Source organism: Streptomyces sp. NRRL B-1140 (assembly GCF_001280065.1).
Lineage (GTDB): Bacteria > Actinomycetota > Actinomycetes > Streptomycetales > Streptomycetaceae > Streptomyces.
The window spans coordinates 321,249-335,974 of sequence record NZ_LGEA01000091.1; the positions used below are offsets into that span (position 1 = coordinate 321,249).

Below are 14,726 nucleotides of genomic sequence, written 5' to 3' on the forward strand. Positions count from 1 at the left end.
GATGCCTCGACATCCGCTACTTGCGGTTGTACAGCCGCATCGTGACCGGCCCGAAGACCAGCACGAACAGGGCCGCCCAGCCCAGTGACCAGGCGACCTCGTCGGCCGGCCAGTCGCCGCCCATCAGGCCGCGCACCGCCGACGCCAGATGCGTGATGGGGCTGTTGTTCACGAACGCCTGCAGCCAGCCCGGCATGGTCTTCGGGTCCACGAACACGTTGGACAGGAAGGTGAGCGGGAAGATCACCATCATGCTGACGCCCATCACCGACTTCTCGGTGCGCAGCATCAGCCCGAACATCGTCCAGATCCAGGAGAAGGCGAACGAGAAGGCCACCAGCAGGGCGATGCCGGCGAGCACACCGGCGACCCCGCCGTCCGGCCGGTAGCCGAGGATCATGCCGACGGTGAGCATCACCACCGAGGCGATCGTGTACCGCAGGGCGTCACCGAGCAGATAGCCGACCATCGTCGAGGGCCGCCAGATCGGCAGGCTGCGGAACCGGTCGAAGACGCCCTTCTCGATGTCGGTGTTCACGGACACACCCGTGTACATCGTGATCATCACGACCGACATCACGAGGATGCCCGGCAGCAGGAACTGGATGTACTCCTTCGGCGAGCCGGCCAGCGCCCCGCCGAACAGGTACGTGTACATCAGCACCATCATGATCGGGAACGCCGTGACGTCGAAGAGCTGCTCCGGCACGTGCTTGATCTTGAGGATCGCCCGCCAGCCGAAGGTCATCGAGGCCGACCACGCGCTGGGGCGCGGCGGCCGCTCCTTGGAGACGAGCAGCGCGGCGAGGGACTCGGCGCTGACCGGGGCGAGCTCTTTGCTCTCGGTGGTCGTCGCGGTGCTCATGCCGCCACCTCGTCCTTCGGTTCGTCGGAGTGCTGGGCGGAGTCGTGCGTGTCGTGCCCGGTGAGGGCGAGGAACACCTCGTCCAGGCTGGGCTGGCCCAGCGAGAAGTTGTCGACGGTGATCCCGGCGCGGGCCAGCTCGCTCAGCGCGCGGGCGGACTGCTCGGCCGCGGAGTCGTCACCCGCCGCCGTACCGAGGCGGGCGGTCAGGGCCACCGGGTCGGGCTCGGGCTGCACCTGAGCGTCGAGGGCGCGGCGCAGCAGGTCGGCCGCGAGATCGCGCTGGTCGGGATCCCGCAGGCGCAGATGGACGGACCCGGCGCCGACGGACGACTTCAGCTCGCCCTTGGTGCCCTCGGCGATCACCTTGCCCCGGTCGATGACGGCGATCCGGGACGCCAGCTGGTCGGCCTCGTCCAGGTACTGCGTGGTCAGCAGCACGGTGGTGCCCTGGGCGACGACGGCACGCACGATGTCCCAGACCTGGTTGCGGCTGCGCGGGTCGAGGCCGGTGGTCGGCTCGTCGAGGAACAGCAGGTCGGGGGTGTTGAGGATGGACGCGGCGATGTCGATGCGGCGCCGCATGCCGCCCGAGTAGTGCTTGACCTGCTTCGCGGCCGCGTCCGTGAGCCCGAAGGCCTCCAGGAGCTGGGCGGCGCGCTCGCGGGCGGCCTTCTTGTGGTGGCCGAGCAGCCGGCCCAGCAGGACCAGGTTCTCGGTGCCGGTGAGGTCCTCGTCCACCGACGCGTACTGGCCGGTGAGGCTGACCCGGCCGCGCACCTCGTCCGCCTCGCGGACGATGTCGTGACCGAAGACATGGGCTTCGCCGCCGTCCGGCCGCAGGAGTGTGGCGAGCATCTTCACGGTCGTGGTCTTGCCGGCGCCGTTCGGGCCGAGGACGCCGTAGACCGTGCCCGCGGGCACGGACAGGTCGACACCGTCGACGGCCCTGGTCTCGCCGAACGTTTTGACCAGGCCCGCGGTCTCGATCGCCAGGCCGGACATCTGCGTGCTCATGCTTCGGGTCCTTCCGCGTGCTTGGGCTACGCATGGTGAGACCTTTACCGTCGCGCAAACTCATCGGTGACGCACATGGGTTTTCGCCGGAACCGGTCCAGGGGCGGAGGCGGGGACGACCTCGGGACGGGGCGGACTCGGTCCGGGGACCTGGGGGTACGGTCCCTTGCATGCATGCGATCACGATTCCCGAACCCGGTGGGCCCGAGGCGCTGGTCTGGGACGAGGTCCCGGACCCCGTGCCCGGTGAGGGCGAGGTCCTGGTCGAGGTGGCGGCCGGCGCCGTCAACCGGGCCGACATCCTGCAGCGGCAGGGCTTCTACGACCCGCCGCCCGGCGCGTCCCCCTACCCCGGCCTGGAGTGCTCCGGGCGGGTGGCCGCGATCGGCACCGGCGTCTCCGGCTGGAAGGTCGGCGACGAGGTCTGCGCGCTGCTCTCCGGCGGCGGCTACGCCGAGAAGGTGGCCGTCCCGGCCGGGCAGCTGCTGCCCGTGCCCGAGGGCGTCGGCCTGACGCAGGCCGCGGCCCTGCCCGAGGTGGCCTGCACCGTCTGGTCGAACGTCTTCATGGTCGCCCATCTGCGGCCCGGTGAGACGCTCCTCGTGCACGGCGGTTCCAGCGGCATCGGCACGATGGCCATCCAGCTGGCCAAGGCCGTCGGCGCGCGGGTGGCCGTGACGGCCGGTACGGAGGAGAAGCTGCGGCGGTGCGCCGAGCTGGGCGCCGACATCCTGGTCAACTACCGCGAGCAGGACTTCGTCGAGGAGGTCAGGAAGGCGACGGACGGCGCCGGTGCCGACGTCATCCTCGACAACATGGGCGCCAAGTACCTGGAGCGCAACGTCAAGGCCCTCGCCGTCAACGGCCGGCTCGCCATCATCGGCATGCAGGGCGGCGTGAAGGGTGAGCTGAACATCGGCGCCCTGCTGGCCAAGCGCGCCGCCATCAGCGCCACGTCCCTGCGCGCCCGGCCCCGGGAGGAGAAGGCCGCCATCGTCGCGGCCGTACGCGAACACGTCTGGCCCCTGCTCGCGGGCGGCCACCTGCGTCCGGTCGTCGACCGTGAGATCCCGATGCGGGACGCGGCCGCCGCGCACCGGGTGGTGGAGGAGAGCGGCCATGTCGGAAAGGTGCTGCTGATCGCCGGGCAGGGCGCCTGACACCGGTAAGCCCGTCACACCCGCCGCAGCCGCAGCGCCACGAACGCCAGGGCCAGTCCCAGGCCGATCAGGACCAGGCCGCTGCCCAGGGGCAGGATGCGCAGGACCTGGCCGACGGGGCGCTCCGTGGTCGCGGCCTCCCGTACGGGCTGTTCCGACGGGGCAGCCGGGTCGGTCTGAGGTGGCTCCTCGGGGAGGGCCGTGGCGTCGGAGAGACCCGGCTCCTCCGCCGGCTCCTCCGGCCGTCCCGGCCGCACCCGGCCCTCTCCTGCCCTGCTCCCCGCCCGTGAGGGCTCACCGGCGGCGGAGGGCGCCACGGACGCTGCCCGCGACGCCGCCCGCGCCGACGGAGCGGCCAAGGGTGAGGGGGCGGACCGGGACGGTGACGCCGCCCGGGGTGGCGGGGCGGACCGGGACGACGAAGCCGTCCGGGGCGATGCCGCCGGCCGGGACGAGGGAGCCGGCGGGGCGGAGGGGGGCGATGAGGCGGGCCCGGACGACGGGGTGGCGGGGCCCCCGGACCCCGCCTCCTCCGGCTCCGCCGGGCCCGTCTCCTCGTCGTACGGGCGGACAGCCCCGTGGGACGGGGCGGATCCGAAGGGTGAGACGGCCGCGCCGGCCCCCAGGGCGAGGACGAGTCCCGTCGCCCGCAGCGCGCGTAGCCATGGAGTCACGGGGGTGACCCCCTCCCGCCGTGCCCGGCAGGGCAGAAACGGCAAGTGCGGTCATATCGTGACAGTCAGCCTCACACCGCCCGGCGCTCCCGGCACTCCGGGTTCGGCCGACGGACGGAATCGCTGCAAGCCCTGTGCCGGAGCAACCCGAAGCGTGACCGACTCGTCTCCTCCAGCGCGGTGGATCAGCCTCCTGTGGGGGCACCACGGAGGTGAGGTGCAGGCGTGCGACAGAATGGCGACATGGAGATGCCGAGGAACGAACGGTCGTCGGAGAACCCGCAGATCCTGGTCGTGGGCCAGGACGGCATGGCGCTCGGTGGCGGCAGCGCAGACGATGACTCCCGCGAGACCCCGGTCACGGAACAGGTGGAGCAGCCCGCGAAGGTCATGCGGATCGGCAGCATGATCAAGCAGCTGCTGGAGGAAGTACGCGCGGCTCCCCTCGACGAGGCCAGCCGGGTCCGGCTCAAGGACATCCACGCCAGCTCGGTGAAGGAGCTGGAGGACGGTCTGGCGCCCGAGCTGGTCGAGGAGCTGGAGCGGCTCTCCCTGCCCTTCACGGACGAGACGACTCCCAGCGACTCGGAGCTGCGGATCGCGCAGGCCCAGCTCGTCGGGTGGCTGGAGGGGCTCTTCCACGGGATCCAGACGACGCTGTTCGCCCAGCAGATGGCGGCGCGTGCCCAGCTGGAGCAGATGCGCCGCGCCCTTCCGCCGGGAGTCGGCGACGGCCTCGACGAGCAGCACCCGGGCGGCCGGTCCGGAGGCCCCTACCTGTAGTCGTACGGAAAGAACGAAGGGCCCGGCGAACCGCCGGGCCCTTCCGTGTGTCGGGGGACCTCAGGAGGGCGGGTTGCCCGTGGAGACGCTGAGTTCGATCTCGGGCATCTCCTTGGGGTCGACGTCGGTGTCGGCGGACGGGAACTGGTTCATGACCGTGCCGTCGCCGTAGGTGTTCTCGTCGACCTTCTTCTCGTTCACTTCCCAGCCGGCCGCCTGCAGACAGGCCTTGACCGACTTGATGTTCTTGAACTTGAAGTCCGGGATCTGGATCTTGTCGGGGTCGTTGTAGGACTCCCGCGGCTCCGTGCACTCCTCGGTGTCGATCGTCTTCGAGGTGTCCGGGCCGCGGTAGCCGGGCTTCTTCTCCGCCGACGCCGAGGCGCTCGCGCCGGTGCCGCCGCCCTTGTCGTCCTCGCTGCCGCCGTTCAGCAGCAGTGCCGTGACGAGGCCGCCGACCGCGACGACGGACACGATGACCGAACCGATGATCACCGGCTTGTTGTTCCGGCCGCCGCCGGAGGAGCCGGCCGCGGTCGAGGGCGACAGGTTGTACGGCGGCGGGGTCGACGGGCCGGGCTGCGGGGAGTACCCCGCCGGGGACGGCGTCTGGTAGCCGCCCTGCTGCGGGTAGCCGTACGCCGGGGACGGCCCCGTCGGGGCGGGCGTGCCGTACGGGTTCGGGGGCGGGGTCGGCTGGTACGGCGTCTGCACCTGGCCCGAGGGCGCCGGGGTCGCCTGGTCGACCGGCGGGAACACGGCCGAGCCGACGCCCGCGCCGCTGGGGGCCTGGGTGCCCGGGACGATGCTCGGCGGCGCGGCCTGGAAGGACGCGGCCACCCGCAGGCACTCGTCGCGCATGGCCTCGGCGCTGGGGAAGCGCTCGTTCGGGTTCTTCTTGAGCGCGCGGGCGATCAGCGCGTCCACGGCCGGGGGCAGGGAGCGGTTGACCGAGGACGGAACCGGCGGCTCCTCCTGGACGTGTGCGTACGCGATGGCCAGCGGCGAGTCCGCTTCGAACGGCAGCCGCCCGGTGACCAGCTGGAACAGCATGATGCCCACCGAGTACAGGTCGGAGCGGGCGTCCACACCGCGGCCGAGGGCCTGTTCCGGCGAGAGGTACTGCGGGGTGCCGACGACCATGCCGGTCTGCGTCATCGACGTCACGCCGGACTGCATGGCGCGTGCGATGCCGAAGTCCATCACCTTGACCACGGCGCGCTTGGTCATCATCACGTTGCCGGGCTTGATGTCGCGGTGGACCAGGCCCATCTCGTGGCTGATCTCCAACGCGGCCAGCACGTCGGCGGTGATCTTCAGCGCCTTGTCGGCGGGCATCGCGCCCTGCTGCCGCACGTCCTCGTCGAGCACCGAGCCGAGCGGGCGGCCCTCGACGTACTCCATGACGATGTACGGCGTCGTCATGCCGTCGAGGGTGTCCTCGCCGGTGTCGAAGACCGACACGATGTTGGTGTGCGTGAGCTTGGCCACGGACTGGGCCTCGCGGCGGAAGCGCTCGCGGAAGGCCTGTTCCCGTCCGAGATCCGTGTGAAGTGTCTTGATCGCGACCTGCCGGTCGAGCACGCTGTCGTACGCGAGGTGCACCGAGGCCATGCCGCCCTGGCCGAGGAGATCACGCAGCTGATAGCGGCCGCCGGCGAGCGCCCGCCCCGCGTACTGGCCCTGTGCGCCGTCCTGGCTCATGTCCCGTTTCCCCCGTAGCCCTTGAGGCGCCGCCGACTTCGCTGATCCGCCGCAGATCAGCCGTCGATCCGTCGTTGATCCAAACCGCCATTCCCGGCCAAGTCTGCCCCAGGGCACCGACACGTCAAGCTCGGTGCCCGTTCCGTGACCGTACGCGAAAGAAGCGTCGCGGAAGCGTTACCGGGGGCGTACGGCCGGGACACGGAATTTGCACGACGGTAAGGAGTGAAGGTTTCATGGCCGGTCCGTCTCGTGCCGGTTCCGGCGCCCCTTCCCGGGCCGGAGGCTTGCGCGGAGGCTGTAGCGTGGCCGACGGAGACCGTAACAACACCGCGCGCACCGCGGGCAGAAACGACGGCGAGGACTGATGGCACAGCAGCAGCGCGCTCAGGGCCCGTCCGACCCCGAGGGCACTGGCGGCGGCATGTCGGAGGCGCCGGAGTCCTGGGGGAACGGCGGACTGGTCGGGGACGGCCGGTACCGGCTGACCCGCAGACTCGGCCGGGGCGGCATGGCCGAGGTGTTCGCAGCCGAGGACGTCCGCCTCGGACGCACCGTCGCGGTCAAGCTGCTCCGCTCCGACCTCGCCGAGGACCCGGTTTCCAAGGCGCGCTTCACCCGCGAGGCCCAGTCGGTGGCCGGCCTCAACCATCACGCGATCGTCGCCGTGTACGACTCCGGCGAGGACTTCGTCGGCGGCCAGTCCGTGCCGTACATCGTCATGGAGATCGTCGAGGGCCGCACCATCCGCGACCTGCTGCTGAACGCGGAGGCGCCCGGCCCCGAGCAGGCGCTGATCATCGTCTCGGGCGTCCTGGAGGCGCTCGCCTACTCGCACCAGCACGGCATCGTGCACCGCGACATCAAGCCCGCCAACGTCATCATCACGCACAACGGCGCCGTGAAGGTGATGGACTTCGGCATCGCCCGCGCCCTGCACGGCGCGTCCACGACCATGACGCAGACCGGCATGGTCATGGGCACCCCGCAGTACCTCTCCCCCGAGCAGGCGCTCGGCAAGGCGGTCGACCACCGCTCCGACCTGTACGCGACGGGCTGCCTGCTCTACGAACTCCTCGCGCTGCGCCCGCCCTTCACCGGCGAGACGCCGCTGTCCGTGGTCTACCAGCACGTGCAGGACATCCCGACCCCACCGTCCGAGGTCTCCGACGCCTGCCCGCCGGAGCTGGACGGCATGGTCATGCGCTCCCTCGCCAAGGAGCCCGACGACCGCTTCCAGACGGCGGAGGAGATGCGCGGGCTGGTCCAGTACGCGCTCCAGATGCTCTACGACCAGGGCGGCCACACCGGCACCTGGAACACCGGCCCCGTCGGCGTGCACGACGGCCGGAACACCCCCTCGGGCGGCTTCGCCGGTGCGACGGCCGTGATGGGGCACCCCGGGGACGTCTCCGGCACCGCGCAGATCCCCTCGCCGATCCTGCCCGGCGGCTACGGCGGCGGGGACGACGGCGGCTTCGAGGGCCACGGCAACAAGGGCAGCGGCCGCGGCAAGCTCTGGATCCTCGCCGTGCTCGCGGTGATCGCCATCGCCGCGGGCGTCGCCCTGGCGCTGCAGAACACCGGCGGTGACAAGGACGGCCCGAGCAAGGAGCAGAAGCCGACCGCCACGCAGACCAAAGAGAAGAAGACGCCCAGCGAGACGCCGAGCGACGACGACACCGGCCAGCCGACCGACACCGAAACGGACACCGGAACCGGCACCGGCTCGGGCAACGGCAACTGGACGCCGACCTACAGGCCGTCCCCCACGCCGACGCAGAGTGCTCCCGCCTCGCCCACCGGCGAGCCGACGGGCCAGCCGACCAGCGCGGATCCGACCGGCGAGCCGACGGACGAGCAGCCCACGGATCCGGGTACCCCGACCGACGACACCGGCGGTGCCGACGGGGGCGGCGGCACCACGGAGGGCATCGTGGGCGGCGCGGGCGGCGGCGAAGGCTGATCCCGCTGCTCAACGGCATGATCCACGCGCGCGTGGGACCCGGGAACGGGACCCACGCGCGCGTGGCGTTTCGGGTACGCCGAAAAGAGGACTCTTCCCGTGACCTGGGTCACCGGGTTAACGTGCGGTTGCTCCGGCCTCCTGCAAGGCTGTGACCAGGGCCCCTTCCACGCCTTTCCGATTTACTTGGAAATCCAAGCAAAATCGCAGGTCAGGTGGGGTTTCACAGAAATGTGGCGCACTGGGTAACGTGCTTTCTGCAGGGCGCTCGCCGGGGCACCTGCAACGCCTGTACCCGGCCGAGCGGCACCCACCCCGTGCCCCGTGGGTCGAGAACAGGTGAGCCGCACTGGCCTACCGGCAACCCCGGGGGCCGGACCGACGGAGGAGCACACGTGACCGTGGAGAGCACTGCCGCGCGCACACCGCGACGCAGCGCCGGAAGCAAGGCCGGCACCACCGGCACCAAGCGCACCACCCGCACGCCTGCCAAGAAGGACGCCAAGGGCACCGAGCCCCAGCTCGTGCAGCTGCTGACGCCCGAGGGCAAGCGCGTCAAGAACGCCGAGTACGACAAGTACGTCGCCGGTATCACTCCGGAAGAGCTCCGCGGCCTCTACCGCGACATGGTGCTCACCCGCCGCTTCGACGCCGAGGCCACCTCCCTGCAGCGCCAGGGCGAGCTGGGCCTGTGGGCGTCCCTGCTCGGCCAGGAGGCCGCCCAGATCGGGTCCGGCAGGGCCACCCGGGAGGACGACTACGTCTTCCCGACCTACCGCGAGCACGGCGTGGCCTGGTGCCGCGGCGTCGACCCGGCCAACCTGCTCGGGATGTTCCGCGGTGTGAACAACGGCGGCTGGGACCCCAACAGCAACAACTTCCAGCTGTACACGATCGTCATCGGCTCCCAGACGCTGCACGCCACCGGCTACGCGATGGGCGTCGCCAAGGACGGTGCCGACAGCGCGGTGATCGCCTACTTCGGCGACGGCGCCTCCAGCCAGGGCGACGTGGCCGAGTCCTTCACCTTCTCCGCGGTGTACAACGCCCCGGTCGTGTTCTTCTGCCAGAACAACCAGTGGGCCATCTCCGAGCCCACCGAGAAGCAGTCCCGCGTCCCGATCTACCAGCGCGCCCAAGGCTTCGGCTTCCCGGGCGTCCGGGTCGACGGCAACGACGTGCTCGGGGTCCTCGCGGTCACCCGCTGGGCCCTGGAGCGGGCCCGCAACGGCGAGGGCCCCACCCTCGTCGAGGCGTTCACCTACCGCATGGGCGCCCACACCACCTCCGACGACCCGACCCGCTACCGGGGCGACGAGGAGCGCCAGGCCTGGGAGGCCAAGGACCCGATCCTGCGCCTGCGCCGCTACCTGGAGGCGTCAAACCACGCGGACGAGGGATTCTTCCAGGAACTGGAGGCCGAGTCCGAGGCGTTGGGCAAACGAGTGCGCGAGGCGGTCCGTGCCATGCCGGACCCGGACCACTTCGCGATCTTCGAGAACGCCTACGCGGACGGACACGCGCTCGTGGACGAGGAGCGTGCCCAGTTCGCCGCGTACCAGGCGTCGTTCGCCGACGAGGGGGGTAACTGAGATGGCCGACAAGATGGCACTGGCCAAGGCGATCAACGAGTCGCTGCGCCGCGCCCTGGAGTCCGACCCCAAGGTCCTGATCATGGGCGAGGACGTCGGCAAGCTCGGCGGCGTCTTCCGGGTGACGGACGGCCTGCAGAAGGACTTCGGCGAGAGCCGCGTCATCGACACCCCGCTCGCCGAGTCGGGCATCGTCGGCACGGCGATCGGCCTGGCCCTGCGCGGATACCGCCCGGTGGTGGAGATCCAGTTCGACGGCTTCGTCTTCCCCGCGTACGACCAGATCGTCACGCAGCTCGCGAAGATGCACGCCCGTTCCCTGGGCAAGGTCAAGCTCCCGGTCGTCGTGCGCATCCCGTACGGCGGCGGCATCGGCGCGGTGGAACACCACTCCGAGTCCCCCGAGGCGCTCTTCGCGCACGTGGCCGGCCTGAAGATCGTCAGCCCGTCGAACGCGTCGGACGCGTACTGGATGATGCAGCAGGCCATCCAGAGCGACGACCCGGTGATCTTCTTCGAGCCCAAGCGCCGCTACTGGGACAAGGGCGAGGTCGCCACGGAGGCGATCCCGGGCCCGCTGCACAAGGCCCAGGTGGTCCGCGAGGGCACGGACCTCACCCTGGCCGCCTACGGGCCGATGGTGAAGCTCTGCCAGGAGGTCGCGGACGCGGCCGCCGAGGAGGGCAAGAACCTGGAGGTCCTGGACCTGCGCTCGGTCTCGCCCCTCGACTTCGACTCGATCCAGGCGTCGGTGGAGAAGACCCGCCGCCTGGTCGTCGTCCACGAGGCGCCGGTGTTCTTCGGGTCGGGCGCGGAGATCGCCGCGCGGATCACCGAGCGCTGCTTCTACCACCTCGAGGCCCCGGTGCTCCGGGTCGGCGGCTACCACGCGCCGTACCCGTCGGCCCGCCTGGAGGAGGAGTACCTGCCGAACCTGGACCGGGTACTGGACGCCGTCGACCGCTCGCTGGCGTACTGAGGAGAGGGTCGTGACGACGATGACGGAAGCGTCCGTGCGCGAGTTCAAGATGCCCGACGTGGGCGAGGGACTCACCGAGGCCGAGATCCTCAAGTGGTACGTCCAGCCCGGCGACGAGGTCACCGACGGCCAGGTGGTCTGCGAGGTCGAGACGGCGAAGGCGGCCGTCGAGCTGCCCATCCCGTACGACGGAGTGGTCCGGGACCTGCACTTCCCGGAGGGCACCACGGTGGACGTCGGCACGGCGATCATCGCGGTGGACGTGGGCGGCGGCAGCGCCGCGCCCGCCGCCGAGCAGCCCGCCGCCGTGCGGCCCGAGGCGGCCGCACCCGCCGAGGAGCCGAAGGCCGCGGGCTCGGGCCGCCAGCCGGTCCTGGTGGGGTACGGGGTGGCGACCTCGTCCACCCGCCGCCGCCCCCGCAAGGGCCCTGAGGTCACGGTCCAGCAGGCCTCTACGGCCGTCCAGACGGAGCTGAACGGCCACGCGCCGACGGCCCCGGCCGCGCCCGCTCCGGCCGAACCCGCCCCGGCGGCTCCGGCCGCCCCGGCCGGCGGGGAGCGCCCGCTGGCCAAGCCGCCCGTCCGCAAGCTCGCCAAGGACCTGGGCGTCGACCTGACGAAGGTCGTCCCGACCGGCCCGGACGGCATCATCACCCGCGAGGACGTGCACGCGGCGGTCGCCGCCGCTGCGCCGGCGGCCACCGAGCCGCAGGTCGCCCCCGCCCCCGCACCCGCCGTGGCCCAGGCCCCGGCGTCGTACGACACCACGCGGGAGACCCGTATCCCGGTCAAGGGCGTCCGCAAGGCGACGGCGGCGGCGATGGTCGGCTCGGCGTTCACCGCGCCGCACGTCACGGAGTTCGTGACGGTCGACGTGACGCGCACGATGAAGCTGGTCGAGGAGCTGAAGGCCGACAAGGAGTTCGCGGGTCTGCGCGTGAACCCGCTGCTGCTGATCGCCAAGGCGCTGCTGGTCGCGATCCGGCGCAACCCGGACGTCAACGCGTCCTGGGACGAGGCCGCCCAGGAGATCGTGGTCAAGCACTACGTGAACCTGGGCATCGCGGCCGCGACCCCACGCGGCCTGATCGTGCCGAACATCAAGGACGCCCACGCCCAGACGCTGCCGCAGCTGGCGCAGTCGCTGGGCGAGCTGGTGGCGACGGCAAGGGACGGCAAGACGTCCCCGGCGGCCATGCAGGGCGGCACGGTCACGATCACCAACGTCGGCGTCTTCGGCGTCGACACGGGCACGCCGATCCTCAACCCGGGCGAGTCCGCGATCCTCGCCGTCGGTGCGATCAAGCCGCAGCCGTGGGTCCACAAGGGCAAGGTGAAGCCCCGTCAGGTCACCACCCTGGCCCTGTCCTTCGACCACCGCCTGGTCGACGGCGAGCTCGGCTCGAAGGTCCTGGCCGACGTGGCGGCGATCCTTGAGCAGCCGAAGCGCCTGATCACCTGGGCGTGAGCCGACTGCGGCGGCCCCCTGTCCCCTTGCGGGCGGGGGGCCGCCGGCATCCGCACGGAAGATGAACCGGCGGTTCGCGGATGAGCACAACAATCCCCTGGAACCCACCCAAGTACCGCACAGTAAGCGGTTTATCCGGACATACGATCAAGCTCTCCACGAGATCGACCACTCGCCCGGCGTCCCGGGGGAGTCCGGTTCCGGGCTGCGACGGGCGCGGTCACTCCCTCGAAAGCGAGTGAACCCCCCATGCGCGACGCGATGGTGCTCAAAGCCCAGAGATTCGTGAACTCCATCTACGGCAGCCGTACCGGCACGACCGTGCAGGAGACCGGCGTGGCCGACTGGCCCACCCTGTACGCCCTGACCCGCGCCCTGCAGTACGAGCTGGGCATCACGGCGTTCTCCGACAACTTCGGCCCCACCACGCTCAACACCCTGACCGCCACGTACCCGAAGCTCGACGCGGACACCGTCCCCTCGCCCGACTTCTGCCGCATCATCCAGTCCGGCCTGTACTGCAAGGGCTACGACGGCGGCGACCTCGACGGCACGTACGGCACCCGGGTGCAGGACGCCGTCACCCGGCTCAAGTCCGACATGGGCGTGGAACAGGCGTACCCCGGCCCCGTCTTGACGCCCAAGGTCTTCAAGGCGCTGCTGACGATGGACGCCTACGTCCCGGGCGCCCCGGGCACCGGACAGGTCCGGGCCGTCCAGCAGTGGCTCAACGGCCGCTACGTGAACCGGCAGGACTTCTTCGTCATCGCCTGCGACGGGATCGTGACCCGGGACACCGCCAAGGCGCTGCTCTTCGGCGTGCAGTACGAGCTGGGCATGGCGGACGGCACCGCCAACGGCAACTTCGGGCCCGGCACCCAGTCGGGTCTGAAGGCGCATCCCGTGACCCATGGGGACACGGGCGTCTTCGTCCAGCTGTTCTCCGCGGGGATGGTCCTGGGCCGACGCCCCGCCGCCCTCACCGACACCTTCGACTCCGCCCTCGCCGCTGCCGTCCGCGCCTTCCAGACCTTCGCGGCGCTCCCGGCCACGGGCGAGGGCGACTTCGCCACCTTCGCCTCCCTGCTGGCCTCCTTCGGGGACCAGTCCCGTCCCGCCAAGGCCTGCGACACCGCCACCCGGATCACCCCCGCCCGGGCGGCGGCGCTCAAGGCGGCCGGGATCGCGTACGTCGGCCGCTACCTCACCAACCCGAGTGCGACCTCGCTGCCGGAGAAGGCCATCCAGCCGGGCGAGCTGGACACCTTCGCCCAGCAGGGCCTGCGCTGCTTCCCGATCTACCAGACCGTCAACAGCGATGCCTCCGACTTCGACTACGTCGCCGGTCGGACCGCCGGGTACGCGGCGGTCAACGCCGCCCGCGACCACGGTTTCCGGCGCGGGACCCGGATCTTCTTCGCCGTCGACTTCGACGCGGTCGACGCCGAGATCACCGCGAACGTCCTGCCCCACTTCAAGGGCGTCAACGAGGCGATGGCGGACTCCGGCCACCCGTACGAGATCGGCATCTACGGCTCCCGCGCCGTGTGCGCGCGGGTCGGCGCGGCCGGCTACTCGACCGCGAGTTTCGTCGCCGACATGTCCTCGGGCTTCGAAGGCAACGCCGGGCACCCGCTTCCCGAGGACTGGGCCTACGACCAGTTCGTGGTGCGCACCCTCGGCTCGGGGGACGGGCAGGTCGAGATCGACGCCGACATCGCCTCGGGGCGGGACACCGGGCAGGGCGCGTTCGACCGGCCGCGGCCCGCCGTCCCGGACGTGGCCTTCGACGCGCGTCAGGTGCCGGCGCTGCGGGCCGACCTCTCCCGCTACATGCGTTCGATCGGCCGCCCGGACACCGGCGGCATCGGCGGCGACGCGCGGCTCTACACCAACGCGCAGGCCGTGGCGGCGATCCAGGAGCAGGACGGGCTGATCACCGAGCTGTCGACGACGTACTCGATGCGCAAGGCGCTGATCCAGACAGCCGTCTACTGGGCCCTGCGCGACTACGACCTCGCCGACCAGGCCGCCGACCAGCAGGTCGCCGACCACCACCTCACCGGCTCCGGCACGGTCAAGGACTCGCACACCGGCGTCGGCGAGATCAGCGCGGCCGACGCCATCCAGGCCTGGAACCACTGCATCGGCTGGGGCTTCGCCACCGGCGACCACCGTGACCCGGCGAAGGACGCCGACCTGTGGGCCGTGTGGCAGCGGCTGAACAAGGACGACGCGTTCAGCGTGCGCACCGCGGCGCTGATCCACCTGTGGGGCACCCGCGGCAGGCCCGGCGGACAGCTGCCTCCCGGCGACCGCGTCACCACCCCGCGATCCATGCGGCTCGACCTCGTCGAGTTCGAGATCACCGAACTCCTGCGCCGGTACCGGGCCTGGGACCCCGACGTGGACTCCCAGACACACCAGAGCCTGGCCGTGTACCAGATCTTCGAGAAGTACAACAGCATCTTCCGCAACGCCTGAGCGCGTGCGCGCGACCAACTTCAGGAAGAGACTCC

11 protein-coding genes are annotated in these 14,726 nt (G+C 71.2%); 7 read left to right on the forward strand and 4 right to left on the reverse strand.

Features of this window, described 5'->3' with window-relative positions; translation table 11 throughout:
• Window positions 1-16: 16 nt before the first annotated feature.
• Window positions 17-865: an ABC transporter permease gene (locus ADK65_RS13375; protein WP_053670226.1), complete on the reverse strand. Its 849-nt coding sequence runs from the start codon at window positions 863-865 to the stop codon at window positions 17-19.
• Entirely contained in the window at window positions 862-1,881 is a 1,020-nt protein-coding gene (locus ADK65_RS13380; protein ID WP_053670228.1) for an ATP-binding cassette domain-containing protein, read from the reverse strand. The genes ADK65_RS13375 and ADK65_RS13380 overlap by 4 nt, the downstream gene beginning before the upstream one ends.
• Before the next feature lie 170 nt (window positions 1,882-2,051).
• On the opposite strand from ADK65_RS13380, the gene ADK65_RS13385 reads away from it, so the two are divergent.
• Entirely contained in the window at window positions 2,052-3,041 is a 990-nt protein-coding gene (locus ADK65_RS13385) for an NAD(P)H-quinone oxidoreductase (RefSeq protein WP_053670230.1), read from the forward strand.
• A 14-nt stretch (window positions 3,042-3,055) separates the two neighbouring features.
• Here ADK65_RS13385 and ADK65_RS39235 read toward each other — a convergent pair whose 3' ends face one another.
• The gene (locus ADK65_RS39235; RefSeq protein WP_234352865.1) at window positions 3,056-3,298 is read right to left on the reverse strand and encodes a hypothetical protein; all 243 of its coding nucleotides are present in this window, start codon (window positions 3,296-3,298) and stop codon (window positions 3,056-3,058) included.
• 660 nt (window positions 3,299-3,958) lie between these two features.
• Between ADK65_RS39235 and ADK65_RS13395 the strand changes: the two genes are divergently transcribed.
• Window positions 3,959-4,498: a bacterial proteasome activator family protein gene (locus ADK65_RS13395; RefSeq protein ID WP_053670234.1), complete on the forward strand. Its 540-nt coding sequence runs from the start codon at window positions 3,959-3,961 to the stop codon at window positions 4,496-4,498.
• A 60-nt stretch (window positions 4,499-4,558) separates the two neighbouring features.
• Here the strand turns inward: ADK65_RS13395 and ADK65_RS13400 are convergent, their stop codons facing one another.
• Window positions 4,559-6,202, reverse strand: a complete 1,644-nt coding sequence (locus tag ADK65_RS13400) for a protein kinase domain-containing protein (RefSeq protein ID WP_053670235.1) — start codon at window positions 6,200-6,202, stop codon at window positions 4,559-4,561.
• Between the two features lie 367 nt (window positions 6,203-6,569).
• Here ADK65_RS13400 and ADK65_RS13405 point away from each other — a divergent pair, with 367 nt between their 5' ends.
• From ADK65_RS13405 to ADK65_RS13425, 5 genes are all read left to right on the forward strand, one after another.
• Entirely contained in the window at window positions 6,570-8,168 is a 1,599-nt protein-coding gene (locus tag ADK65_RS13405; protein WP_053670237.1) for a protein kinase domain-containing protein, read from the forward strand.
• 395 nt (window positions 8,169-8,563) lie between these two features.
• Window positions 8,564-9,760 carry a pyruvate dehydrogenase (acetyl-transferring) E1 component subunit alpha gene (pdhA, locus tag ADK65_RS13410; protein WP_053670239.1) on the forward strand — a complete coding sequence of 399 codons (1,197 nt, stop codon included), beginning with the start codon at window positions 8,564-8,566 and terminating at the stop codon, window positions 9,758-9,760.
• 1 nt (window position 9,761) lies between these two features.
• Window positions 9,762-10,739 (forward strand): alpha-ketoacid dehydrogenase subunit beta, encoded by a 978-nt coding sequence (locus tag ADK65_RS13415; RefSeq protein ID WP_053670241.1) that lies wholly within the window; start codon window positions 9,762-9,764, stop codon window positions 10,737-10,739.
• A gap of 10 nt (window positions 10,740-10,749) precedes the next feature.
• Window positions 10,750-12,207, forward strand: coding sequence for a dihydrolipoamide acetyltransferase family protein (locus ADK65_RS13420; RefSeq protein WP_053670242.1), 1,458 nt, complete (start codon window positions 10,750-10,752; stop codon window positions 12,205-12,207).
• Window positions 12,208-12,456: 249 nt separating this feature from the next.
• Window positions 12,457-14,691 carry a glycoside hydrolase domain-containing protein gene (locus tag ADK65_RS13425; protein WP_053670244.1) on the forward strand — a complete coding sequence of 745 codons (2,235 nt, stop codon included), beginning with the start codon at window positions 12,457-12,459 and terminating at the stop codon, window positions 14,689-14,691.
• Window positions 14,692-14,726: the final 35 nt, after the last annotated feature.